General features: G+C 70.9%; 18 protein-coding genes, 2 tRNA genes and 1 pseudogene. 8 read left to right on the top strand and 13 right to left on the bottom strand.

The window, feature by feature from the left end:
* The first annotated feature begins 8 nt into the window (after positions 1–8).
* From JWQ92_RS07550 to pknB, 4 genes are read left to right on the top strand one after another with little or no spacing between them, the layout of a single operon-like run.
* The gene (locus JWQ92_RS07550) at positions 9–1,373 is read left to right on the top strand and encodes an FtsW/RodA/SpoVE family cell cycle protein (protein WP_297343869.1); all 1,365 of its coding nucleotides are present in this window, start codon (positions 9–11) and stop codon (positions 1,371–1,373) included.
* Positions 1,373–2,830 (top strand): penicillin-binding protein 2, encoded by a 1,458-nt coding sequence (locus tag JWQ92_RS07555; RefSeq protein WP_297343850.1) that lies wholly within the window; start codon positions 1,373–1,375, stop codon positions 2,828–2,830. The genes JWQ92_RS07550 and JWQ92_RS07555 overlap by 1 nt, the downstream gene beginning before the upstream one ends.
* Positions 2,827–4,659 carry a serine/threonine-protein kinase gene (locus JWQ92_RS07560; RefSeq protein ID WP_297343851.1) on the top strand — a complete coding sequence of 611 codons (1,833 nt, stop codon included), beginning with the start codon at positions 2,827–2,829 and terminating at the stop codon, positions 4,657–4,659. The genes JWQ92_RS07555 and JWQ92_RS07560 overlap by 4 nt, the downstream gene beginning before the upstream one ends.
* A 2-nt stretch (positions 4,660–4,661) precedes the next feature.
* Positions 4,662–6,392, top strand: a complete 1,731-nt coding sequence (gene pknB, locus JWQ92_RS07565; RefSeq protein ID WP_297343870.1) for a Stk1 family PASTA domain-containing Ser/Thr kinase — start codon at positions 4,662–4,664, stop codon at positions 6,390–6,392.
* Here the strand turns inward: pknB and JWQ92_RS07570 are convergent.
* A complete protein-coding gene (locus tag JWQ92_RS07570) occupies positions 6,364–7,017 on the bottom strand; it encodes an aminodeoxychorismate/anthranilate synthase component II (RefSeq protein ID WP_297343852.1) in 654 nt (217 codons plus the stop codon). The genes pknB and JWQ92_RS07570 overlap by 29 nt on opposite strands.
* A gap of 89 nt (positions 7,018–7,106) precedes the next feature.
* Here JWQ92_RS07570 and JWQ92_RS07575 point away from each other — a divergent pair, with 89 nt between their 5' ends.
* On the top strand, positions 7,107–7,355 hold the full coding sequence (locus JWQ92_RS07575) for a cell division protein CrgA (RefSeq protein WP_297343853.1): 249 nt from the start codon (positions 7,107–7,109) through the stop codon (positions 7,353–7,355).
* Positions 7,356–7,378: 23 nt separating this feature from the next.
* Positions 7,379–8,017 (top strand): class I SAM-dependent methyltransferase, encoded by a 639-nt coding sequence (locus tag JWQ92_RS07580; protein ID WP_297343854.1) that lies wholly within the window; start codon positions 7,379–7,381, stop codon positions 8,015–8,017.
* Between the two features lie 187 nt (positions 8,018–8,204).
* On the opposite strand, the gene JWQ92_RS07585 is transcribed toward JWQ92_RS07580, so the two are convergent.
* Both JWQ92_RS07585 and JWQ92_RS07590 read right to left on the bottom strand, forming a co-directional pair.
* Complete coding sequence (locus JWQ92_RS07585; protein ID WP_297343855.1) at positions 8,205–8,945, bottom strand: rhomboid family intramembrane serine protease; 741 nt, start codon at positions 8,943–8,945, stop codon at positions 8,205–8,207.
* Complete coding sequence (locus tag JWQ92_RS07590) at positions 8,942–9,481, bottom strand: peptidylprolyl isomerase (RefSeq protein WP_297343856.1); 540 nt, start codon at positions 9,479–9,481, stop codon at positions 8,942–8,944. Before JWQ92_RS07590 ends, JWQ92_RS07585 begins: the two co-directional genes overlap by 4 nt.
* Positions 9,482–9,636: 155 nt before the next feature.
* Here JWQ92_RS07590 and JWQ92_RS07595 point away from each other — a divergent pair, with 155 nt between their 5' ends.
* Both JWQ92_RS07595 and JWQ92_RS07600 read left to right on the top strand, forming a co-directional pair.
* Complete coding sequence (locus JWQ92_RS07595) at positions 9,637–10,317, top strand: hypothetical protein (RefSeq protein ID WP_297343857.1); 681 nt, start codon at positions 9,637–9,639, stop codon at positions 10,315–10,317.
* A 127-nt stretch (positions 10,318–10,444) separates the two neighbouring features.
* Entirely contained in the window at positions 10,445–13,840 is a 3,396-nt protein-coding gene (locus tag JWQ92_RS07600) for a proline dehydrogenase family protein (protein ID WP_297343858.1), read from the top strand.
* Between the two features lie 92 nt (positions 13,841–13,932).
* On the opposite strand, the gene JWQ92_RS07605 is transcribed toward JWQ92_RS07600, so the two are convergent.
* The 10 genes and pseudogenes from JWQ92_RS07605 to JWQ92_RS07650 form a co-directional block, all read right to left on the bottom strand.
* The gene (locus JWQ92_RS07605; protein ID WP_297343859.1) at positions 13,933–14,907 is read right to left on the bottom strand and encodes a fibronectin type III domain-containing protein; all 975 of its coding nucleotides are present in this window, start codon (positions 14,905–14,907) and stop codon (positions 13,933–13,935) included.
* Between the two features lie 325 nt (positions 14,908–15,232).
* A tRNA-Ala gene (locus JWQ92_RS07610) sits at positions 15,233–15,305 on the bottom strand.
* A 242-nt stretch (positions 15,306–15,547) separates the two neighbouring features.
* Positions 15,548–15,621 (bottom strand) — tRNA-Ile (locus JWQ92_RS07615).
* Positions 15,622–15,678: 57 nt separating this feature from the next.
* Positions 15,679–16,134 carry a DUF3566 domain-containing protein gene (locus JWQ92_RS07620; protein ID WP_297343860.1) on the bottom strand — a complete coding sequence of 152 codons (456 nt, stop codon included), beginning with the start codon at positions 16,132–16,134 and terminating at the stop codon, positions 15,679–15,681.
* Positions 16,079–18,589, bottom strand: coding sequence for a DNA gyrase subunit A (gyrA, locus tag JWQ92_RS07625; RefSeq protein WP_297343861.1), 2,511 nt, complete (start codon positions 18,587–18,589; stop codon positions 16,079–16,081). Before gyrA ends, JWQ92_RS07620 begins: the two co-directional genes overlap by 56 nt.
* A 123-nt stretch (positions 18,590–18,712) precedes the next feature.
* Positions 18,713–20,800 carry a DNA topoisomerase (ATP-hydrolyzing) subunit B gene (gyrB, locus tag JWQ92_RS07630; RefSeq protein WP_297343862.1) on the bottom strand — a complete coding sequence of 696 codons (2,088 nt, stop codon included), beginning with the start codon at positions 20,798–20,800 and terminating at the stop codon, positions 18,713–18,715.
* A 110-nt stretch (positions 20,801–20,910) separates the two neighbouring features.
* A complete protein-coding gene (locus JWQ92_RS07635; protein WP_297343863.1) occupies positions 20,911–21,399 on the bottom strand; it encodes a DUF721 domain-containing protein in 489 nt (162 codons plus the stop codon).
* Complete coding sequence (gene recF / locus JWQ92_RS07640; RefSeq protein WP_297343864.1) at positions 21,396–22,505, bottom strand: DNA replication/repair protein RecF; 1,110 nt, start codon at positions 22,503–22,505, stop codon at positions 21,396–21,398. The genes JWQ92_RS07635 and recF overlap by 4 nt, the downstream gene beginning before the upstream one ends.
* A gap of 44 nt (positions 22,506–22,549) precedes the next feature.
* Positions 22,550–23,467 carry a phosphogluconate dehydrogenase (NAD(+)-dependent, decarboxylating) gene (gene gnd, locus JWQ92_RS07645; protein WP_297343865.1) on the bottom strand — a complete coding sequence of 306 codons (918 nt, stop codon included), beginning with the start codon at positions 23,465–23,467 and terminating at the stop codon, positions 22,550–22,552.
* A 26-nt stretch (positions 23,468–23,493) separates the two neighbouring features.
* A pseudogene (locus JWQ92_RS07650) lies at positions 23,494–23,695 on the bottom strand (DNA polymerase III subunit beta); the annotation flags it as partial.

Here is a 23,695-nt window from a genome sequence, read left to right on the forward strand (position 1 = left end):
CCACCACGCTGACGAGGGTCGCGGACGACCGCGTCCCGGTCACCAAGCCGTCGACCCGGCTGCGGAACATCGAGCTCGGCCTGCTGCTGCTCGCCCTCGCGGTGTCGGCGTCGGCGATCCTGCTGGTGCAGCTCGGCGCCCGCGGCCACATCGACACCCATCTGCTGACCCTCGCCGCGGGCCTCGCCGGCCTCGTGCTCGCGATGCACGTCGTGCTGCGATTCACGGCCAGGGATGCGGACCCGTTCATCCTGCCGATCGCGACCACGCTGAACGGGCTCGGCATCGCCGAGATCTACCGGATCGACCTCACGCCGACCGGCGTCGCGAACCACTCGGACGACGGCACGAGGCAGATCCTCTGGACCGCGCTCGGCGTCGGCGCGGCGATCGTCACCGTCCTGCTCGTGCGCAACCATCGCGCTCTGCAGCGCTACACGTACATCGCGATGCTCGTGGCCATCGTGCTGCTGCTGCTTCCGCTCGTGCCGGGCCTGAAGCTGTCGAACGTGACCGCCGCGGTGTGGATCCACGTCGGACCCCTGAACTTCCAGCCGGGCGAGATCGCGAAGATCGCACTGGCGATGTTCTTCGCGGGCTTCCTCGTCGCGCGCCGGGACTCCCTGGCGATGGTCGGCCGCAAGGTGCTCGGCGTCCGCCTGCCGCGCGGCCGCGACCTCGGCCCGATCGTCGTGGTGTGGGCGCTCGCCCTCGCCGTGATCGTGTTCGAGCACGACCTCGGCACCGGTCTGCTGCTGTTCGGCATGTTCGTCGCGATGCTCTACGTCGCGACCGGCCGCACGAGCTGGATCGTCCTGGGCCTGCTGCTCGCCGGCGCCGGCGCGTGGGCCGCTGCGCAGGTGCTCACCTACGTGCAGGGCCGGGTGACGAACTGGCTCGACGCGTTCTCCGGGAACCTCTACAACGAGGTGGGCGGCAGCTACCAGATCGTGAACGGGATCTTCGGCCTCGCCCACGGCGGCCTCTTCGGCACGGGCCTCGGCCAGGGCCGTCCCGACCTCACGCCTGCTGCGGACAGCGACTTCATCATCGCCTCCCTGGGCGAGGAGATCGGGCTCGTCGGGCTCTTCGCGGTGCTCTGCCTGTACCTGCTCTTCGTCTCCCGCGGCCTCCGCATCGGGTTCTCGGGGCCGGACGACTTCGGCAAGCTCTTCGCCGTCGGCCTGTCCTTCGTGTTCGCGCTGCAGTGCTTCATCGTCATCGGCGGCGTGATGCGGGTGATCCCCGAGACCGGGCTCACCACACCCTTCCTCGCGGCGGGCGGCTCCTCGCTCGTCGCGAACTGGATGATCGCGGCGCTGCTGCTGCGCATCTCCGACACCATCCGCAGCTCCCCCAGGACGGTGATCTGATGAATCGGGAACTCAAGCGCATCAGCGCCCTCGTGATCGTGATGTTCGTGGCCCTCTTCGCGGCCTCGTCGATCATCCAGGTCTTCCAGGCCGACGCCCTCGGCTCCGACTCCCGCAACGCCCGGGCCCGCGCAGACGAGTACAAGATCCAGCGCGGCCAGATCCTCACGTCGGACGGCAAGGCGATCGTCGTGTCGAAGAAGGAGTCGAAGGACGAGTATCAGTTCCAGCGCACCTATCTCGACGGGCCGCTCTACTCCGCCGTGACGGGCTACTTCCCGGTGAACGGTGCACCGACCGGGATCGAGGGCGCGCTCGACGCGAAGCTCGCGGGCACCGGCAGCAACCAGGTCTTCGACCGGCTGCAGAGCATCGTCACCGGACAGGATCCGAAGGGCGACTCGGTGGAGCTGACGATCGATCCGAAGGTGCAGAAGGCCGCCTTCGACGCGCTCGGCACGCAGCGCGGCGCGGTCGTGGCGCTCGACCCGTCGACCGGAGCGGTGCTCGCGATGGTGTCCAAGCCGTCCTTCGACCCGAACCGCATCGCGGTGCACGACTCGGCCGCGTTGAAGGCCTACAACCAGCTGCTGAACCAGAGCCCGAGCCCCCTGACGAACCGGGCGATCGCCGGGGCCCTCAACCCGCCGGGATCGACCTTCAAGCTCGTCGTGTCGTCCGCCGCGCTCGAGAGCGGGAAGTACACCGAGTCGAGCCAGTTCGACAGCCCGAACTCCCTGACGCTGCCGGGCACCTCGCTCGTGATCCAGAACTCCCAGGGCGAGGTGTGCGGCACCGGCCCGAAGGCGACCCTCAAGCTGGCCCTGAGCCTCTCCTGCAACATCCCCTTCGCCGAGCTCGGCGACCAGCTCGGCGAGCAGGCCATCGCCCAGCAGGCCGCGAAGTTCGGATTCGGCAAGCCGCTGTCCATCCCCCTGAGCGTCACGCCGTCGGTGTACCCGAAGGGCCTCGACAAGGCTCAGCTCGCCCAGACCGCCTTCGGCCAGTTCGAGGATCGCGTCACGCCGATGCAGATGGCCATGGTCTCGGCCGCGATCGGCAACGATGGCGTGCTGATGAAGCCGAACCTGGTGAAGCGCGTGCTGAGCCCGACCCTCGACACGGTGGAGCAGATGACGCCCCAGCAGCTCTCGCAACCGGTGAGTTCCGCGACGGCGAACGCCGTGACCGACATGATGGTCTCGTCGGTGGCCACGGGGGCGGCGACCAATGGCAGAATCAACGGGGTCGACGTGGCCGGCAAGACGGGCACCGCGCAGAACGGGGCGAACGATCCCTACACGCTCTGGTTCACGGGCTTCGCTCCGGCGAAGAGCCCGAAGGTCGCGGTCGCGGTCGTGATCGAGAACGGTGGCGGGCTCGGCCAGTCCGGGTACGGCAACCTCGTTGCCGCGCCCATCGCCAAGAAGGTCATGGAGGCGGTGCTGAACAAATGAGACCGGTCGCCGGGCTCACCTTCGGGGGCCGCTACGAGCTGTCGTCCCGCGTCGCCATCGGCGGCATGGGCGAGGTGTGGGAGGCCACGGACCTCGTCATCGGGCGTCCCGTCGCCATCAAGATCCTGAAGGACGAGTACCTCGGCGACCCGGGGTTCCTCGAGCGCTTCCGGGCGGAGGCGCGCCACGCCGCACTCGTGAACCACGAGGGCATCGCCAACGTCTACGACTACGGCGAGGAGGACGGCTCCGCGTTCCTCGTCATGGAGCTCGTGCCCGGTGAGCCGCTGTCCTCGATCCTCGAGCGGGAGCACACCCTGCCGCCGGACCGCGTGCTCGACGTGGTCGCGCAGACCGCGATGGCCCTGCAGGCCGCGCATGCCGCGGGCCTCGTGCACCGCGACATCAAGCCGGGCAACCTGCTCGTCACGCCCGACGGCCGCGTGAAGATCACCGACTTCGGCATCGCCCGCATCACGGACCAGGTGCCGCTCACCGCCACGGGCCAGGTGATGGGCACGGTGCAGTACCTGTCGCCGGAGCAGGCGAGCGGCCAGCCCGCGTCACCCGCGACGGACATCTACTCCCTCGGCATCGTCGCCTACGAGGCCCTCGCGGGCCACCGCCCCTTCACCGGGGAGTCGCAGGTCGCGATCGCGATGGCCCAGATCAACGACACCCCGCCCGATCTGCCCACGAGCATTCCCGAGCCCGTCCGCCGGCTCGTCATGGCGTGCATCGCCAAGGCCCCGTCCGAGCGGCCCACCACGACCGCGCTGCTCGCCCGGGCGGCGCAGGCCCTGCGTCGCGGCGACGTGCTCGCCGCCGCCTCCGCCGTGCCCGCGGTGCTGCCCGCCGGTGTCGCCGCACCCACGATGGCGCTGCAGGCCGAGGGTGCCACCACCGTGCTGCCCACGCAGGCGCCGGGGTTCGAGACCACGCTGCTCGGTGTGCCGGCGGCGGGCGCCGCCGGGGCGGGTGCGGCGTACGCCGGACCGCCGACGGCGACGACGACGAGCCCGTTCCCCGCGGACGGCGGACCCGAGGAGCCGCGGCGCCGCCGCAGCCCGTGGACCTGGCCGCTCGTCGCGCTCATCCTGCTGCTCGTGATCGTCGTGATCGCGTGGGCGGTGTCGCAGTTCGCGGGTTCGAACACGGCGGCGAAGAACTCCACCTCGCCGTCCGCCTCCACCCGCCCGTCCGCATCCGCGAGCGTCTCTGCCAGCTCGACCGGCTCGGGCAACGTCACCATCAACCAGGCCGACTACGTGGGCAAGCCCTACGCGCAGGTCGTGTCGAACCTCAAGGCCCTCGGCCTCGACCCGACGCCGCAGAAGGGCGACGCGGCGCCCACCGATGCCGATGTCGGGAACGTCTACGACCTGAGCCGGTCCGGCAACGTACCGAAGGGGTCCTCCATCACGGTGACCTACTACGGCGAGACCGCCACCGCGCAGGCGCCGTCCTCCGCGCCGGTCCTGGCCGACCCGTCGTCCCAGCCCGTGAAGGCGAACAGCAGCATCACGGTCTCCTGGCCCGTCTACAACGCCTGCCCGGCCGGGCAGTCCCGCTCCGGCTACACGGTCACGGTGAGCGGTGCGGCGTCGAACGGTGACACGGCCGAGGGCCGGAACGCGACCGAGATCACGATCCCGACCGGGAACGCCGGCAGCGGCCCGATCAAGGTCAAGTACAAGGTCTACTGCGGATCGAAGGACTCGGCCTACTCGCCCCCCCTCTCGGTGCAGGTCGAGCAGCCGGCCAGCACCCCGGCGCCCACCACGCCGACCCCCGCCCCGAGCAAGTCCGACGGCATCCTCCCCAAGTGAGCATGAGCGATCTCGGGAGCGCACCCGGCGGGCGGATCGCGCACCTCGAATCCGGCGAACGGCTGCTCGCCGGCCGCTACCGCGTCGAGCAGCTCCTCGGGCGCGGCGGCATGGCCGAGGTGCACCTCGGCATGGACCAGCGGCTCGGCCGGCGGGTCGCGATCAAGCTGCTGCGCTCGTCCCTCGCGAACGACCCGACCTTCCGCCTCCGGTTCCGCCAGGAGGCCCAGTCCGCGTCCCGCATGACGCATCCGACGATCGTCCGCGTCTTCGATGCGGGCGAGGAGACGGTGCTCGAGTCCGGCGGCGGCGAGGCCCAGCTGCCGTTCATCGTGATGGAGTTCGTCGACGGCAAGCTGCTGAAGGACCTCATCAAGGACGGTCCGATGACGGCCGCCGAGGCCGGGCACATCGTGTCGGGCATCCTCACCGCCCTCGAGTACTCCCACGAGGCCGGCGTCGTGCACCGCGACATCAAGCCCGGCAACGTGATGGTCACCCGGTCCGGGCAGGTCAAGGTCATGGACTTCGGCATCGCGAGGGCCATCAGCGACTCGTCGGCGACGGTCGCCCAGACGACCGCCATCCTCGGCACGGCCCAGTACTTCTCGCCCGAGCAGGCCAAGGGCGAGACGGTCGATCCTCGCAGCGACCTCTACTCGACCGGCATCGTGCTCTCCGAGATGCTCACCGGGGTGCCGCCGTTCCGCGGCGACAGCCCGATCGCCGTGGCCTACCAGCACGTGAGCGAGCCGCCCATGCCGCCCTCCGCGCTGAACCCGCGCGTCACCGAGGGCATGGACGCCGTCGTGCTCCGGGCGCTCGAGAAGGACAAGAACCACCGCTACCAGTCGGCGGACGAGTTCCGGGCGGATGTGGAGGCCGTCGTCGCCGGCCGGACACCCGCGGCCCGGCTGCCCGTCATCGATCCGACCACGGACCTCTTCGGCGGCGCGGTGGAGACGCCGGAGTCCACGGTGCGCCAGCTCGCGTTCGACGACTTCGAGCACGTGACCACGTCGAACCGGCCGCCGATCGCGTGGATCTGGGCGGGCGTGCTCTGCGTCGCCGTCGTCGTGCTCGCGGTCGCGCTCTGGGTGATCAGCCTCTCCACCGGCGGGTTCGGGGCGGATCGGCGCACGGTCCCGTCCGGCCTCGCCGGGTCCACCGAGACGAGCGCCGTGACGGCCCTCGACAAGCTCGACCTGCATCCGCTCGTCCATCACACGGCGAACACCGAGGTGCCGTCGGGCGAGGTGGTGCGCACCAGTCCCGGCGGCGGCGCGGCGGTGCAGCAGAACACGACCGTCGAGGTGTGGGTGTCGACCGGGGTGCCCAAGGTCACCGTCCCGACCCTGAAGAGCCTCTCCCTCGAGGCCGCCCAGCAGGCGATCACCACCGCGGGCCTCACGAACGGGTCGATCACGACGCAGCACTCGCCCGATGTGCCGAAGAACGTGGTCATCGGCGCCGATCCCTCCGACGGCACGTCGGTACCGACCGGGTCGTCCGTGAACCTCACGATCTCCGACGGTCAGGTGCAGCTGAGCAGCGAGATCGGCAAGCCGAAGAGCGAGGCCTCGGCCGACCTCACCGACCTCGGCCTCACGCCGGACGTCGTGGGGATCGGGGGCTGCGGCGCCGCCTCCGACGTCATCATCGGTCAGCAGCAGCCTGCGGGCGCCGTGCCGCAGGGCTCGACGGTCACGCTGAACGTCTGCGACGGCTCGTGAGCCGCGGGTCGAGCCCTTCGGCGCGCGCGACCGCCTGATCGTCCCCGACCGCCGCGAGCCAGTTGGCGAGCAGCCGGTGGCCGCCCTCGGTCATCACCGACTCCGGGTGGAACTGGACGCCGTAGACGGGGGCGCTGCGGTGCTGCAGCCCCATGATCACGCCGCCCTCGGTGCGGGCCGTGACGGTGAGCTCGTCGGGTACGGTGCCGTCGACGACCGCGAGGGAGTGGTACCGAGTCGCCGTGAAGTGCTGCGGGACGCCGTCGAAGAGCCGGCTGTCGTCGTGGACGACCTGACTCGTCTTGCCGTGCATGAGCTCCTCGGCGTTGGTCACGACGCCGCCGAAGGCCTCGGCGATCGCCTGATGGCCGAGGCAGACGCCGAGCAGCGGCACCGCCGCCTCGACCGCCGCGTGCACCATCGGCACGGAGACGCCGGCGTCCGCAGGCCTGCCCGGTCCGGGTGAGACGAGGACGCCGTCGAAGTCGTGCAGGGCGACGGCGAGCCCGTCCGCCGCGAGCACGTCGTTCCGGACGACCTCGGTCTCGGCGCCGAGCTGCCGGAGGTACCCGTTCAACGTGTAGACGAAGCTGTCGTAGTTGTCGATCACGAGCACCCGGGTCATCCTCGCCATCGTAGGCGCCCCCTTCGAGGGCCGGACACGCACGAGCCGTGCCCGCGACCCCCTCCGGGGGCGTTGCTACACTCCCCGTCATGGCCCGCACCCCTCGGACGACAGCGCCCGCGAAGCGGGACGAGCGCCGGTTCGCCGGCGACGACGCGCCCAACCCGGTGTGGTTCAAGCCGATCATGTTCGGCTTCATGCTCATCGGGCTCGCCTGGATCGTCGTCTTCTACATCAGCAGCGCGCAGTTCCCGATCGCGGGCATCGGCAGCTGGAACATCCTCGTCGGGTTCGGGATCGCCTTCGTCGGGTTCCTGATGACCCTCTGGTGGCGCTGACCGTCCTGCACCCTCGCTGAGGGATGCGCTCGGAGGACGAGGTCCGGCGGTTCTACGACGCCGTGGCACCGCGGTACGCCGAGCTGCTCCCGGGACCCACGGCGGAGCAACCGGTCGATCTCGGTCTCCTGACGGCGTTCGCCCGCGACGTCGCCGCGACGGCGGACGCGGTGGTGCTCGACGCGGGCTGCGGGACGGGCCGCCTCACCCGGCTGCTCCAGGACGCCGGGCTGCGCTCGATCGGGTTCGACCCGTCCCCGGGCATGCTCGCGATCGCCCGAGCTCGGTTCCCCGAGACGCGGTTCGAGGTCGGCGGGCTCGCCGCGCTGCCGGTCCCCGATGCGACCGTCGACGGCGTCCTCGCCTGGTACTCGATCATCCACACCCCAGCCGCGCGGCTCGACCCGGTGGTCAGCGAGCTGGCCCGGGTGCTCCGGCCGGGCGGTGTCGTGCTGCTGGGGTTCCAGGCAGGGACCGGCACCCGCAGGATCGAGCGCGGGTACGGCACCGAGGCGACGACCACCGCCGTGCTGCACGATCCACAGGACGTCGCGAACCGCCTCGGCGGGGGCGGATTCGCTGTGGATGAGGTCGTGCGCCGCGCGGCGGCCCGGGAACGGCACGACCAGGGCTTCGTGCGCGCCCACCTCGCCGGCGCGTGACCGGCGTAGCTCCCCTTCCCCGGCGGAACGGCCCGGTCTCCGGCCTGTGCCGTGCGAGGTTCCCCCGACCGAAGCGGCGGCGGCCCCTCGAACAGGGGTCGAATCCCAGCCCTGTGATTCCGTCCACACTGTGGGTGGACCTGTGGATAACTTCGTGGACGGGCTGGGGAACCGCCGTGGAGACCGATCAGGCGACGGCCGCGGACACGACCGCGGGGGCCACCGCCAGGACGACCAGGACGGCCCCGATCGCCGCGCCGGCGAGCGCGGCGCGGTTGCGCCGCCGTGGACCGCGGTTGGCGACGAACACCCAGCCGGTGACCGCCCCCACGACGAGGCCGCCCACGTGCGCCTGCCAGGCGATGCCGGGCACGAAGAACGCGAGCGCGAAGTTGATGGCGATCAGCAGGTACAGGTAGCGCACGTCGATGCCGAGGCGCCGCTGGATGACGGCCGAGGCCCCCAGGATGCCGAACACGGCGCCGGATGCGCCGTACACGCTGGTGCCCGCGCCGATGAGCCCGACGAAGGCGGCGTACAGCACGGCGACCGAGCCCCCGAGGCCCGAGAGCACGTAGAGGGCCACGAGGCGGCCCGAGCCGATCAGGTTCTCGAGCGGCCGGCCGAACAGGTAGACGGCGTACATGTTGAAGCCGATGTGGGTGAGCCCGATCACCCCGAGCCCTGGGCCGATCGGCGCGTGCAGCAGCACGGAGGTGAGCATCCGCCACGGTTCGAACGGCACACCCGTCGACGGCAGCGAGTACGCCGGGGCGTAGGTGAAGGCGCCGAGGACGGGGCCGACCGCGGCGAGCTCGATCAGGTAGGCGACGATCGTGATCACCACGATCCAGCCGGTCGCGGTGTGCGGGCGGTACTTCGCGCTGCGACGCCAGGCCCGCCGGGCGTCGGCGCGGACGCCGCTCACGTCGGATCGACGGTGACGCCGGACAGCATCTGCGGCTCGAGCGGTCGGTCGGAGCGGTCCGTGGGAACGGCGGCGAGCTTGTCGACCACCGCGCGGCTCTCGGCATCGGCGACCTCGCCGAAGATCGTGTGCGCGCCCTGCAGCCAGGTCGTGGCTGCAGTCGTGATGAAGAACTGGGAGCCGTTCGTGCCGCGACCGCCGCGCTTGCCGGCGTTCGCCATCGCGAGCATGTACGGCTTCGTGAAGTCGAGCTCCGAGGTGATCTCGTCGTCGAACTCGTAGCCGGGGCCGCCGGTACCGGTGCCGATCGGGTCGCCGCCCTGGATCATGAAGTTGGGGATGATGCGGTGGAACACCAGGTCCTTGTAGAGCGGTCCGGTCTGCTCCTCGCCCGTGCGGGGGTCGCGCCACGACTGCGTGCCCGTCGCGAGGCCGACGAAGTTCTTGACGGTCTTCGGCGCATGGAGGCCGAACAGGTTCACCCGGATGTCACCCTGGGTGGTGTGCAGCACAGCGGTGGCGGTGGTGTTCGTCATGCGGTCAGTCTCCCATCCGGGCGGGGTAGCGTCCCGCGCGAGCAGTCGATACGGATCCGGAACTTTCAGGTGCCGCGCAGCGGCCTCGATGCCAGGATGGGTTCGATCGATCGCCACGCCGTGCCCACGGCACCGACGAGGAAGCAGGAGATGTCATGGCCTCGCGCGAGAAGCAGAAGCAGAAGCAGCTCAAGCAGCTGAGGCACGACGCCCAGCAGCTCTGGGCCGACCAGCAGCAGCTGTGGAGCGATCAGCAGCGTCTGCTCAATCGGGCCAACGTCGTCGCGAAGGTGGCCTGGCCGCACGCCACGGAGTACGCGAAGGGTCGCGTCGGGCCCACCGCCGCGACGGTCTACGAGGACCGGGTGAGGCCGCTCGTCGAGCGGGGCGCCGTCGTCGGCGCGGCCGCCGGCAAGGTCGCGGCCTCGACCGCGAAGGACACGGTCTTCGGCACGGTCGTGCCGGCTGTCAGCAGCGCCGCCGCAGCGGCCCTCACGCTCGCCGACGAGGCGTCCAACCGTCTCGGCTTCACCGGCGACAGGGCGAAGAAGGCCGCGGCCGCCGTCAGCGCGATCACGAAGCAGGGCCACAAGGCCGACAAGAAGGCCGCGGCGAAGACCGCGGCGGCCGTTCTGGCCGCGAAGGGTGCCGCCAAGGCGGCCAAGGGCCGGTCGGGTGGCGGCCTCGGCGTCGGCGGCACGATCGGCGTCCTGCTCGGCATCGCCGCGATCGCCGGCATCGCCTACGCCGTGTGGCAGACGCTCCGCGCGGACGACGACCTCTGGGTCGCCGACGACGAGCCCGACACCTCCGCGCCGACCACGCCCGCGGCCTGATCCGCAGCGGTTCCGGCCGCGCCACGAAACATCGCGATCCGACCTCGATCGGACGTTCCGTTGCGCCGCGCGGCAGGAACGTGCCCGGTGTTCAGCGCCTCCACCTCCGGCATCGCACAATGGATGCATGACGACCGTCTCGGGCCCGCGCGCCTCATCAGACGTCCCTGAGTCCGAGCAGGACCTCGCCGCCCGATCGACGGAGCTCGTCCGCAGCTGGCTCGCTCGTGCTGCGGCCGAGAAGCCCGACGCGTCCGCGGCGCGGCTGGCCGGCGTGCTGCGCGACCCGAAGGGGCTCGGCTTCACCGTCGGGTTCGTGGACGGCGTGGTGCGGCCGGAGGACCTCAGGGCTGCGGCCAAGCGGCTGGCGGCGATCGCGCCGGACGTGCCGTCGTTCCTGCCGCTGCCGCTGAAGCTGGCCGTCCGTCTCGGCGGCCTCCTGGCGCCGGTGCTCCCCGGCATCGTCGTGCCTGCCGCGCGGATCGCCCTGCGCGGCATGGTGTCGCATCTCATCATCGACGCGACGCCGAAGCGGCTCGGACCGGCCATCGAGCGGATCCGCTCCCGTGGCGTGCGCCTGAACCTCAACCTCCTCGGCGAGGCGGTCCTCGGCGCCGCCGAGGCCGACCGGCGCCTGGCGGGCACGACGGCGCTCGTGCAGCGGCCCGACGTCGACTACGTGTCGATCAAGGTCTCGGCCGCCGTGACGCCGCACAGCCCATGGGCGTTCGACGCCGCGGTCGCCGACATCGTCGACCGCCTCCGCCCGCTCTACCGGGAGGCCCAGCGCCGCAGCACCTTCATCAACCTGGACATGGAGGAGTACAAGGACCTCGACCTCACGCTCGCGGTCTTCCAGCGCCTCCTCGACGAGCCCGAGTTCCTCGGCTACTCCGCCGGCATCGTGCTCCAGGCGTACCTGCCCGACGCCCTCGGCGCGATGATCCGGCTCCAGGACTGGTCGACCGCACGGCGCGGCCGCGGCGGAGCGCCCGTCAAGGTGCGGCTCGTCAAGGGCGCCAACCTGCCGATGGAGCGCGTCGAGTCGTCGCTGCACGACTGGCCGCTCGCCACCTGGCACACGAAGGCCGAGACCGACGCCAACTACAAACGCGTGCTCGACTGGGCCCTCACGCCGGAGCGGATCGACGCCGTCAAGGTCGGGGTCGCCGGGCACAACCTCTTCGACGTCGCCCACGCCTGGCTGCTCGCGGGCGATCGTGGCGTGCGCGACGGCATCGACTTCGAGATGCTGCTCGGCATGGCGACCGGCCAGGCCGACGCGGTTCGCCGGGACGTCGGCGGGCTGCTCGTCTACACACCCGTCGTGCACCCGCGCGAGTTCGACGTGGCCATCGCCTACCTCATCCGCCGCCTCGAGGAGGGGGCGAGCGACGAGAACTTCATGTCCTCGGTGTTCGACCTCGCAACCCGCGAAGACCTCTTCGAGCGCGAGCGGCAGCGCTTCCTCACCTCCCTCGCCCTGCTCGACGAGCAGGTGCCGGCGCCGCATCGCGTGCCCCGTCAGGACCGGCCGCACGGCGTCGACGACCCCTTCAGGAACGCCGTCGACACGGACCCGTCCGTCGACGAGCACCGCGACTGGGCGAAGGGGATCCACGGCCGCGCGAAGGACTCACGGCTCGGGGTCGAGACCCTCGAATCGCACACCGTGACCGAGCAGGCGCGGCTCGACGCCGTGCTCGACCGCACTCGTGCGGCAGGTGAGGCCTGGGGAGCCCGGCCCGCAGCCGAGCGGGCCGCGGTCCTCCAGCGCGCCGGCGACCTCCTCGCGGAGCGCCGCGGCGAGCTCGTCGAGGTGATGATGAGCGAGGCCGGGAAGACCATCGACCAGGCCGACCCCGAGGTGAGCGAGGCGACCGACTTCGCCCGCTACTACGCCGCGACCGCGCTCGAGCTCGAGGCGGTGGACGGCGCCCGGTTCACCCCGGCGCGGCTCACCGTCGTCGCTCCGCCCTGGAACTTCCCCGTCGCGATCCCGGCCGGCGGCGTGCTGGCGGCCCTCGCCGCCGGTAGCGCGGTCGTGCTGAAACCGGCCGGCCCCGCCAGCCGGTGCGGAGCGGTGCTCGCGGAGGCGCTCTGGGCGGCGGGCGTCCCGGAGGACGTCCTCGCCTTCGTGCAGGTCGAGGAGCAGCAGCTCGGATCGTCGCTGATCGCGGATCCGCGGGTCGACCGGGTCATCCTCACCGGCGCGTGGGAGACCGCGCAGCTGTTCCGCTCGTTCCGACCGGATCTGCGCCTGCTCGCCGAGACGAGCGGCAAGAACGCGATGGTGATCACGCCGTCCGCCGACCTCGACCTCGCCGTCAAGGATATGGTGAGCAGCGCCTTCGGCCACGCCGGCCAGAAGTGCAGCGCGGCGAGCCTCGCGATCCTCGTCGGACCGGTCGCCGAGTCGAAGCGCTTCCTCGGGCAGCTCGTCGACGCCGTCGGCTCGCTCACCGTCGGACCGGCGTGGGAGCCGACGGCGCAGATGGGCCCCGTGATCGAGCCCGCCGTGGGCAAGCTGCTGGAGGGGCTCACCCGGCTCGGTCCCGGCGAGCGGTGGCTGCTGAAGCCGAAGCAGCTCGATGCCGAGGGCCGGCTCTGGTCCCCCGGCATCCGGACCGGGGTCCGTCCCGGATCGCCCTTCCACCGCACCGAGTACTTCGGCCCTGTGCTCGGCCTCATGACCGCCGGCTCCGTGGAGGAGGCGGTGGCGCTGCAGAACGCTGTGGCGTTCGGTCTCACGGCGGGAATCCAGTCCCTGGAGCCGCAGGAGATCGCCACCTGGCTCGACGCGGTGCAGGCGGGCAACTGCTACGTCAACCGGGGCACGACCGGTGCGATCGTCGGCCGCCAGCCGTTCGGGGGCTGGAAGCGCTCCTCGGTGGGCCCCGGCACCAAGGCGGGCGGTCCGAACTATCTCATCGGTCTCGGCTCCTGGGCGCCGGACGGCGTCGCCGATGTGCCGGAGGTGACCCTCGCCGGTCCCGTGAAGCGCATCGTGACCGTGGCCGCCGACGAGTTCGTCGCCGCGGGCGCCCGCTCGGACGAGCAGGCCTGGCGGCAGGAGTTCGGGGTCGCGCGCGAGCTGCAGGGGCTCTCCGCGGAGCGCAACCTGCTCCGGTACCGTCCGGTGCCGGTCACCGTGCGCATCGAGGCGGAAGCGGCGCAGCGCGACGTGCTGCGCGTGCTGGCGGCAGGTGCCCGGTCCGGCGCTGCGCTCGCCGTGTCGAGCGCGACGCCGCTCCCGGCCGCCGTCACCGCGCTGCTGGACGGACTCCACATCTCCCACCCGGTGGAGGAGTCGCCGGTGCTCACCGGCCGCGTGCGGGTGATCGGTGGGACGGCCACCGCGCTGCTCACCGCGGCCCGGGGTGATCCGGATCTCGCCGTCTGGGCCGATCCCGTCACGACCGCCGGACGTCTCGAGCTGCTGCCGTTCCTGCACGAGCAGTCGATCAGCATCACGGCGCACCGCTTCGGCACCCCGAACCACCTCACCGACGCCCTGATCTGAGCCGCTGCCCGCAACCGGCGGAGATCCTGCCGCACGGCGACGCTCGGAGCCGATCCGATCGACGGCAGGATCTCCGTCGAGCAGGCGACGGGTCAGGGGTGCGGTGCGCGGACGAGCGGGCTCGTCCCTGTTGCGGGGGTGGACGGACCGCTCCTCGGTCGGCGCAGCAGCAGGCCGATCGCGATGCCGCCGAGCAGCACCGCCAGGCCGGCGAGACCAGCGGCGGCGAGTGGCGACGAGACCAGGGTGCGCCGGGTGGGAGCGTCCGCGAGCGCCGGGGCCGCGGTGTGCGGAGCCGCAGTCGCGGACGGGGCCGCAGTCGCGGACGGGGGCTGCGCGGCGATCGGTCCTGCCGCGGGCGCGGTCGGAGGGGCCCAGACGACGCCGTCGAGCGGCACGGCGGAGCTCCGCCCCGAATCCGTGACCGCCGTGACCGCGCCGGTGTAGAGGCGCCCGGGGGTCAGCCCGGTGACGGTGACGCCGGTGCCGGTCACCATGCGCGAGCGCACCGTGCCGTCGGCGCCGTGGAGCTCGACGAGGTAGCGCGTGCCCACGGCCACGTGCGGGGACGGCTGCCAGGAGACGAGCAGGCCTGCGGCCACCGCCTTCATCGTCGCACCGGTCACGACGGGCACGGCGGACGGCATCGCGCCCGTGATCATCACGGGCGCGGAGTCGCCGCCGGCGCCGTGGGCGACGACCGCCACCTGCACCGTCGCTCCGGCCGGGAGTCCGGAGAAGGACGCGCTGGTGCCGGTCGCGTCGACGCGATGGCGGTGGGCGGCGGCCGTCGCCGTGACCGTGAACGAGGTGTCACCGGGTCCGGCGTGCCAGGTCACGACGAGGTTGCCTGCCGTGTCGACGGCCGCCCGCAGCTGCGTGACCGGGGCCGCCGGCGACGCGCTGGGCGACGGCGTGGGCAGCACGGGAACCGGCGGTGCCGACGAGGTCACCGACGGCGACGGCGAGGACGCCGGATCGTCCGCGAACGCCGGGGTCCCGAGCAGGGGTACGGCCACGACGGCGGCGAGGACGCACGCGGGCGCCACCCACGCGAGTCGGGACATCTCGATTCCTCTTCGCGGTCGACGGGAGACGGACTTCGAGCATGACGAGGGGATCGGCAAAGGGCAACCCGTGCAGGCGGGTCGACGGTGGATCGACTGACGCCGTGACCCACGCTTCTCGATCACTCGCGACCACCGCGGGACGGCCGCCCTTCCGGACGGCCGTCCCGCGGTGGAGACAAGGGGACTCGAACCCCTGACCCCCTGCTTGCAAAGCAGGTGCACTGCGCCGACCGGTGCGCCGCCGCTCCTGCGGCGCACGCCGCCGACGCTCCGATGCGACCGACGCGGCGGCCGCATCTCCGAGACCCGAAGAACCGACCGGTGGAGACAAGGGGACTCGAACCCCTGACCCCCTGCTTGCAAAGCAGGTGCTCTACCAACTGAGCTATGCCCCCGTGCTTGTCGGTCTTGGACACGCAAGCGCGTCCAAGACGTCGTCGGCACTCCGGTCGAGCGAACAAGTCGCTCGACCTACGGACCCAGCATACGTTCCGGCCACCAGCCACCACGAAGGAGAAGAGCACCGAGCGATACCGTGTGCCGTCCTAGCGATAGGAGCGGAGGGCCGCCGCGCCGGCCCGAAGCGGACTGCCCGCGACGTCTTCGATCCGTGTACGGATCGAAGACCATCAACGCGTGGGGCTACCAGGACTTGAACCTGGGACCTCTTCGTTATCAGCGAAGCGCTCTAACCGCCTGAGCTATAGCCCCGAGTGCGGCTGGGAGCCGCGCGGCCCTCGCGGGCCGGGAATCGAATCTACCAGTCCGTCACTGGTTGGTGAAACCGACGAGGATCCCGCCGGAGACCCGCACGCTCAGGTTGTAGAGCAGGCAGGCGATCGCGCCGAGCACGGTGCCGACGACGACGTTGAGGGCCGCGATGACGAGCGTGAAGCCCATCACCTGCGCGAAGGAGATCACGCTGTTCAGCGAGAAGTTCTTCTGCCCCGAGACGTCGCCGGCGAGCTTGCTGATGGAGTCGAAGATGCCGGTGGAGGCGAGCACGGTCCAGATCAGGATGACCGCGACGAAGATCACGACACCGATCGCGGCGGAGATCAGGAAGGAGAACTTCACCGCCGACCAGAAGTCGATGTACACCAGCTTCAGGCGCACCTGCTTGGGCGGCATCGGCTTCGACGACTTCAGCGAGAGCTTCTCGCCGACACTACTCGCCGACGAGGTCGTGCCCGACGGGCGACTTGACGTCTTGACCGAGGTCATCAGGTTCGCGCGCCTCCAGTGTCGAATCGCTGTTCCGGGCGATGGCGATGATTCTGTCATCCTCAGCGAACCGCGCAAACACCACGCCCATCGTGTCGCGGCCCTTGGCGGGAACTTCGGAGACAGCCGAGCGCACGACCTTACCGCTTTCGAGCACGACGAGCACCTCGTCCGTCTCGTCGACGATCAGGGCGCCAGCCAGATCGCCCCGCGCTTCGGCGAGCTTCGCGACCTTGATCCCGAGCCCGCCGCGACCCTGCAGCCGGTACTGGTCGACGGCCGTGCGCTTGGCGAACCCGCCCTCCGTGACGACGAAGACGAAGCCCTCGTCCGACACGACGCGGGCGGCGAGCAGCTGGTCGTCGCCCCGGAAGTGCATGCCGATCACACCGGAGGTGCTGCGTCCCATGGCGCGCAGGGCGTCGTCGTCGGCGCGGAACCGCACCGACATGCCCTTGCGGGACACGAGCAGCACGTCCGACGCCTCGCCCACGAGCAACGCCTGGATCAGCTCGTCGCCCTCGCGCAGGTTGAGCGCGATGATGCCGCCGGTTCGGTTCGTGTCGTACTCCGCGAGGGCGGTCTTCTTGACGAGGCCGCCGCGGGTGGCGAGCACGAGGTACGGCGCGACGGTGTAGTCGCGGATGTCGAGGATCTGCGCGACGCGCTCGTCCGGCTGCATCGCGAGCAGGTTCGCGATGTGCTGCCCCTTCGCGTCGCGGCTCGACTCCTGCACCTCCCAGGTCTTCACCCGGTAGACGCGGCCCGCGTTCGTGAAGACCAGCAGCCAGTGGTGCGTCGAGGTGACGAAGAGGTGCTCGACGACGTCGTCGGCCCGCAGCTGCGCGCCGCGCACGCCACGGCCTCCGCGCCGCTGCGACCGGTACTGGTCGCTGCGCGTGCGCTTGATGTAGCCACCGCGGGTGACGGTGACCACGACCTCCTCGTCCGGGATGAGGTCCTCGATGGTCATGTCGCCGTCGAAGCCGTACTGGATCTCGGTGCGCCGCTCGTCGCCGAACCGGTCCGTGATCGCCTGGAGCTCCTCCGAGATGATCTCCCGCTGGCGGCTCGGCGACGCGAGGATCGCCTGGTACTCGGCGATGAGCCGCTCGAGCTCGGCGGCCTGGTCCATGATCCGCTGCCGCTCGAGGGCGGCGAGCCGGCGCAGCTGGAGGCTGAGGATCGCGGTCGCCTGCACCTGGTCGACGTCGAGGAGGGTCATCAGGCCGTCGCGGGCCTCGTCCGCGGTCGGCGACCGGCGGATGAGCGCGATGACCTCGTCGAGCATGTCGAGCGCCTTGAGGTAGCCGCGCAGGATGTGGGCGTCCGCCTCGGCCTTCTGCAGCCGGAACCTCGTGCGCCGCACGACGACCTCGACCTGGTGGTCGACCCAGGCGCTGATGAAGCCGTCGAGGGCGAGGGTGCGCGGCACCCCGTCGACGAGAGCGAGCATGTTGGCGCCGAAGTTGTCCTGCAGCGGGGTGTGCTTGTAGAGGTTGTTCAGCACGACCTTCGGCACGGCGTCGCGCTTGAGCACGATGACGAGCCGCTGCCCGGTGCGGCCGGAGGTCTCATCACGGATGTCGGCGATCCCGTTGATCCGGCCGTCGTTCACGAGCTCCGCGATCTTGATCGCGAGGTTGTCCGGGTTCACCTGGTAGGGCAGCTCCGTGACGACGAGGCAGGTGCGCCCGTGGATCTCCTCCACGTTGACGACAGCCCGCATCGTGATCGAGCCGCGGCCGGTGCGGTACGCGTCCTGGATCCCCTTGGTGCCGAGGATCTGGGCGGCGGTCGGGAAGTCCGGGCCCTTGATGCGCTCCATCAGCGCCGCGAGCAGCTCCTCGCGAGTGGCGTCGGGGTGCTCGAGCGCCCACTGCGCACCGGCCGCGACCTCGCGGAGGTTGTGGGGCGGGATGTTCGTGGCCATGCCGACGGCGATGCCGGCGGACCCGTTCACGAGCAGGTTCGGGAACCGGCTCGGCAGGACGACGGGCTCCTGGGTGCGGCCGTCGTAGTTGTCCTGGAAGTCGACCGTGTCCTCTTCGATGTCCCGCACCATCTCGAGCGCGAGCGGGGCCATCTTCGTCTCGGTGTACCGCGGGGCGGCCGCCGGGTCGTTGCCGGGTGAGCCGAAGTTGCCCTGCCCGAGCGCGAGCGGGTAGCGCAGGCTCCAGTCCTGCACGAGCCGCACGAGGGTGTCGTAGATCGCGCTGTCGCCGTGCGGGTGGAACTGCGCCATCACGTCGCCGACCACGCGGGCGCACTTGCTGAACGCCCGGTCGGGCCGGTAGCCGCCGTCGTACATCGCGTAGATGACGCGGCGGTGCACGGGCTTCAGGCCGTCGCGCACCTCGGGCAGCGCGCGCTGCACGATCACGCTCATCGCGTAGTCGAGGTACGACCGCTGCATCTCGAGCTGCAGGTCGACCTGTTCGATGCGGTCGGTCATGAGAGTTCCTTCGTTGCTCTAGAGCCGTGGTCGCTGATGACGGGGCTCGGCCTTCCGGGTTTCGTGACGCGGCGCGATCGTGCGCCGCTCCTCGACCCCTGGATGCCTGAACGCTGTCCGCGTTCAGATGTCCAGAAAGCGCACGTCCTTCGCGTTCTTCTGGATGAAGGTGCGACGCGACTCCACGTCCTCGCCCATGAGGGTCGAGAAGGTCTCGTCCGCGGCCGCCGCGTCCTCGAGCGTCACCTGGAGCAGCGTGCGCGTCTCGGGGTTCATCGTGGTCTCCCACAGCTCCTGGTAGTCCATCTCACCGAGGCCCTTGTAGCGCTGGATCCCGTTCTCCTTCGGGATCCGCTTGCCCCGGCCGACGCCGTCGGCGAGCATCGCGTCGCGCTCCCGGTCGCTGTAGACGTACTCGTGCGCGGAGTTGCTCCACTTCAGCCGGTACAGCGGCGGCTGCGCGAGGTACACGTAGCCGAGCTCGATCAGCGGCCGCATGAATCGGAAGACCAGCGTGAGCAGCAGCGTGGTGATGTGCTGGCCGTCGACGTCGGCATCCGCCATCAGCACGATCTTGTGGTACCGCGCCTTCTCGGCCACGAAGTCGTCGCCGATACCGCAACCGAACGCCGTGATCATCGCCTGGATCTCCTGGTTCGCGAGCGCGCGGTCGAGCCGCGCCTTCTCGACGTTCAGGATCTTGCCGCGGAGGGCGAGGATCGCCTGGTTCTCCGGATTGCGGCCACGCACCGCCGAGCCGCCGGCCGAGTCGCCCTCGACGAGGAAGATCTCCGCCTGGGAGGCGTCCCGTGTCTGGCAGTCCTTCAGCTTCCCGGGCATCGACGCGCTCTCGAGCACGCCCTTGCGGCGGGTGGCGTCCCGCGCCTTGCGCGCGGCGAGCCGCGCGGTCGCGGCCTGCTGGGCCTTGCGGATGATGTCCTTCGCCTGCACCGGATGGCTGTCGAACCAGTCGACGAGCTGGGAGCTCACGACGCGCTGCACGAAGGTCTTCGCCTCGGTGTTGCCGAGCTTCGTCTTGGTCTGCCCCTCGAACTGCGGCTCGCCGAGCTTCACGGAGATGACCGCGGTGAGGCCCTCGCGCACGTCGTCGCCGGAGAGGTTGTCGTCCTTCTCCTTGAGCAGGCCCTTCTCGCGGGCGTACCGGTTCATCAACGTGGTGAGCGCCGCACGGAAGCCCTCCTCGTGCGTGCCGCCCTCGTGCGTGTTGATCGTGTTCGCGTAGGTGTGGACGCTCTCGCTGTACGCGGTGGTCCACTGCATGGCGACCTCGAGCGAGATGCGCCGCTCGGTGTCCTCGGACTCGAAGGAGATGACCTCGGGGTTGACCAGATCCGTCTTCTTCGTGGAGTTGAGGTACTCGACGTAGTCGACGAGGCCGCGCTCGTAGCGGAACACGACGGAGCGGTCGATCCGGTTCTCGTCCACCTCGCCCTCGACGGGCTGCGTCGTGCGCTCGTCGGCGAGCCGGATGGTGAGGCCCTTGTTGAGGAACGCGTACTGCTGGAACCGGGTGCGGAGCGTCTCGTAGTCGAACTCGACGGTCTCGAAGATCTCGCCGTTGGGCCAGAACGTGACGGTGGTTCCTGTGCCCTCGGCCTCCTCGTCGGCCTGGAGCGGTGCGAGCGGCACGCCGTTCTCGTACCACTGCCGCCAGACGTGGCCCTGCCGCTTCACCTCGACGTGGAGCCGCGCCGAAAGCGCGTTGACCACGGAGCTGCCCACGCCGTGCAGGCCGCCGGAGACCGCGTATCCGCCGCCACCGAACTTGCCGCCTGCGTGCAGCACGGTGAGCACGACCTCGACGGTGGAGCGTCCCTCGACGGGATGCACGTCGACGGGGATGCCTCGGCCGTTGTCCTCGACCCGCACCCCGCCGTCGGCGAGGATGCGCACGTCGATGGTGTCGCAGTAGCCGGCGAGGGCCTCGTCGACCGCGTTGTCCACGATCTCGTACACGAGGTGGTGCAGTCCGCGGGGGCCCGTCGAGCCGATGTACATGCCCGGGCGCTTGCGAACCGCCTCGAGCCCTTCGAGCACCTGGATCGAACCGGCGCCGTAGTCGTCGCCCGGTCGCACCGGTGCGAGAGGTTCGCCGCTCGGGGCGCCCTCGACGGTCGCACCGTCCTGGCGGGTGTCTTCGAGGTCCTCGAGGCCGTCTCCGCCGAGCCCGGCGCGTCCGTCATCCGTCATCGAATCCGTACTCCGATCGTCGGCTCCAGTCTACCGCCTCAGCGTGTCCGGGCCGACCCGATTCGGCCGTCTGCGGCCACGGAAATCCGGCAGTGACCGAATCAGCCCACTCAGCCGTAGGTATCGCGCGGACCGCGCCCTGGGACCGATCTGCGACCGTGATTCCAGCTGGGGGTGTTGGGGCCCAGGAAGCGGATGCTCTCGACACCGGCGTCCGGGAAGTCGGCGGCGATGCGTTCCGCGATCTGCGAGCGCATCAGACCGAGCTGGGTCGCCCAGGCCGTCGAGTCGCACCGGACGAGCAGCACGCCGTCCTGGAAGCCCTCGACCTCCGCGTGGCGCGAGGTCTCCTCGCCGGCGATCGACCGCCATGCGGCGGTGAGGTCGGTCTGGGCCAGCGGGGTTCGCCAGCCGAGCGCCTCCGTGACGCCGGCGAGCACCGACGCGGCCGGCAGCGGATCCCGGCCCCGACCGAACGGAAGGCTCTCGCCCTTGGGCTTCGCGGGCTCCCGGCGCTTGCGAGGTGCGCCGAACACGGCGCGGAGCCGCAGCCAGACGCGCTGACCCTCGTCCATCGGGCCGCCGGGCGTCTCCGTCACGCGGGCACCTCCCCCACGATCTCACCCGCACGGATCTGCGTGACGCGGCCCGCGAGCACGCCGGGGATGTCCCCCTCCACGGCCGCGGTGATGAGCACCTGCTCGTAGGAACCGACCTGGCCGGCCAGGCGGGTGCGGCGCTTCTCGTCGAGCTCGGCGAAGACGTCGTCGAGGATCACGATGGGGTCGCCCGTCGGCAGGACCCGGCGCAGCAGCTCGACCGAGCCGAGCCGGAGCGCGAGCGCGACGGACCACGACTCCCCGTGGCTCGCGTGGCTGCGGGCCGGCAGCTCGTTGACCGTGATCGCCACGTCGTCGCGGTGCGGCCCGACGAGCGTGATCCCGCGGTCGAGCTCCCGGCGCCGCGCCGCGGCGAGTGCGGCGGCGAACCGCTCGGCGGTCGTCCCCTCCGTGCCGTCGGCGTCGATGGACCGGATCGGCGCGAGCGCCACGCGCTCGTCGTCGCCCGCGAGCACGGCGTACTGCTCGGCCACGTAGGGCTGCAGCTCGGCGGCCAGCTCGGTTCGGGCGTCGAGCAGCTCCGCGCCGGTGGCGATCAGCCGTTCGTCCCAGATGTCGAGGGTGCCGAAGTCACCGCCGCCACGTGCGATCCGGAGCAGCCCGTTGCGCTGCTTGACAGCGCGCTCGTAGTCGGCGACCACTCCGGCGAGCCGCGGCGTGCGCTGCACGAGCAGCTCGTCGAGGAACCGCCGGCGGGCCGACGGCTCGCCACGCACGAGTGCGAGGTCCTCCGGCGCGAACAGCACGCTCGAGACGTTCCGCGTGACCTCGCGCGGCCGCACCGCACTCCGGTTGACCTGCGCCCTGTTCGGTCCCGTCCGGTTGAGCAGCACCTCCGCCAGCACCTCCCGGTCACCGGCGACGACGACGGCGCGGATCACGGCGCTGTCCTGGCCCGCCCGGATCAGCGCGGCGTCGCCCGCGACCCGGTGCGAGGACAGGGTCGTGAGGTAGCCGACGGCCTCGACGAGGTTGGTCTTGCCCTGGCCGTTGCTGCCGGCGAGCACGTTCGCCCCGGGAACGAACTCGATCTCGGCGGTGCGGTAGTTGCGCCAGTCGGTGAGGCTCAGGCGGAGTACTCGCACTCCGCCTCCTTCCTCGTCCTCCTCGCGTCGACCGTGGTGCCGTCCTACTTGGTCGGATGCAGGTCCTGGGCGATCTTCGCCTCGTGCGCCTTCACCGCGTGGCCGCCGAACTGGTTGCGGAGGGCCGCGACCGCCTTCATGGAGGGCGAGTCGTCCTGGCGGGAGACGAACCGCGCGAAGATCGCCGCGCTGATGGCGGGCATGGGCACCGCGTTCTCGATCGCCTCCTCGAGCGTCCAGCGTCCCTCGCCCGAGTCGTCGACCCATCCGTCGATGTCCTCGAAGTCGGGGTCCTGGTCGAGGGCCCGCACCATGAGCTCGAGCAGCCAGGACCGGATGACCGTGCCGCGCTGCCAGGCCTTGAAGGTGCCGGGCACGTCGGCGACGTGCGGCGACGCGTGCAGCAGCTCGTAGCCCTCGGCGTACGCCTGCATGATCGCGTACTCGATGCCGTTGTGGACCATCTTCGTGTAGTGGCCGGCGCCGACCGGGCCGGCGTGCACGAAGCCCTCCTCGCGCGGTCCCTCGGGACGGAGCGCGTCGAAGACGGGCAGAACGTTCGCCACCTGCTCGTCGCTGCCCCCGACCATGAGGCCGTAGCCGTTCTGGAGCCCCCACACGCCACCCGAGACGCCGACGTCCATGAAGTCGATGCCGAGCTCGTGGAGCTGCTCCGCATGCTTCTCGTCGTCGGTGAACTTCGTGTTACCGCCGTCGATGACGAGATCGCCCGGCTGGAGCACCCCGGCGAGGGAGTCGACCACGGAGTCCGTGATCCGGCCGGCCGGCACCATCACCCAGACGATCCGGGGCGCGGGAAGGGCTTCGGCGAGCGCCGCGTAGTCCTCCACGTCGCTGACGTCGGGGTTGGTGTCGTAGCCCACCACGTCGATCCCCGCCTTCTTGAGGCGGGCGCGCATGTTGTTGCCCATCTTGCCGAGCCCGACCAGGCCGATCTTCATACCGTTCTCCGTATCCGTGGGGCGGTTCAACGGAGCAGCAGGTTCGGCTGGAGGAGGTAGCGGTAGTCCTCCGCGCCGGCCTCGTCCTTCGAGCGCTGACCGGTGATGAGCACCGGCCCGGGCTTGTTCGGGTTCTCCGTCTTCGTGAACGAGAGTCGCACGAACTCGGTGTGCACTCCCGAGAGTCCGTCGAGCAGGAACTGGGGCTTCAGCGAGACGACCATGTCT

Source organism: Amnibacterium sp. (assembly GCF_025463795.1).
In the GTDB taxonomy this organism is placed as follows: domain Bacteria; phylum Actinomycetota; class Actinomycetes; order Actinomycetales; family Microbacteriaceae; genus Amnibacterium.

Coding starts and splice junctions, on each gene's coding strand:
- JWQ92_RS07620 (WP_297343860.1), bottom strand. CDS start 16,134: ATGACCTCGGTCAAGACGTCAAGTCGCCCGTCGGGCACGACCTCGTCG.
- JWQ92_RS07590 (WP_297343856.1), bottom strand. CDS start 9,481: ATGACGAACACCACCGCCACCGCTGTGCTGCACACCACCCAGGGTGAC.
- JWQ92_RS07575 (WP_297343853.1), top strand. CDS start 7,107: ATGGCCCGCACCCCTCGGACGACAGCGCCCGCGAAGCGGGACGAGCGC.
- JWQ92_RS07570 (WP_297343852.1), bottom strand. CDS start 7,017: ATGACCCGGGTGCTCGTGATCGACAACTACGACAGCTTCGTCTACACG.
- gyrA (WP_297343861.1), bottom strand. CDS start 18,589: ATGACCGACCGCATCGAACAGGTCGACCTGCAGCTCGAGATGCAGCGG.
- gnd (WP_297343865.1), bottom strand. CDS start 23,467: ATGAAGATCGGCCTGGTCGGGCTCGGCAAGATGGGCAACAACATGCGC.
- JWQ92_RS07600 (WP_297343858.1), top strand. CDS start 10,445: ATGACGACCGTCTCGGGCCCGCGCGCCTCATCAGACGTCCCTGAGTCC.
- pknB (WP_297343870.1), top strand. CDS start 4,662: ATGAGCGATCTCGGGAGCGCACCCGGCGGGCGGATCGCGCACCTCGAA.
- JWQ92_RS07595 (WP_297343857.1), top strand. CDS start 9,637: ATGGCCTCGCGCGAGAAGCAGAAGCAGAAGCAGCTCAAGCAGCTGAGG.
- JWQ92_RS07560 (WP_297343851.1), top strand. CDS start 2,827: ATGAGACCGGTCGCCGGGCTCACCTTCGGGGGCCGCTACGAGCTGTCG.
- JWQ92_RS07605 (WP_297343859.1), bottom strand. CDS start 14,907: ATGTCCCGACTCGCGTGGGTGGCGCCCGCGTGCGTCCTCGCCGCCGTC.
- JWQ92_RS07580 (WP_297343854.1), top strand. CDS start 7,379: ATGCGCTCGGAGGACGAGGTCCGGCGGTTCTACGACGCCGTGGCACCG.
- gyrB (WP_297343862.1), bottom strand. CDS start 20,800: ATGACGGATGACGGACGCGCCGGGCTCGGCGGAGACGGCCTCGAGGAC.
- JWQ92_RS07555 (WP_297343850.1), top strand. CDS start 1,373: ATGAATCGGGAACTCAAGCGCATCAGCGCCCTCGTGATCGTGATGTTC.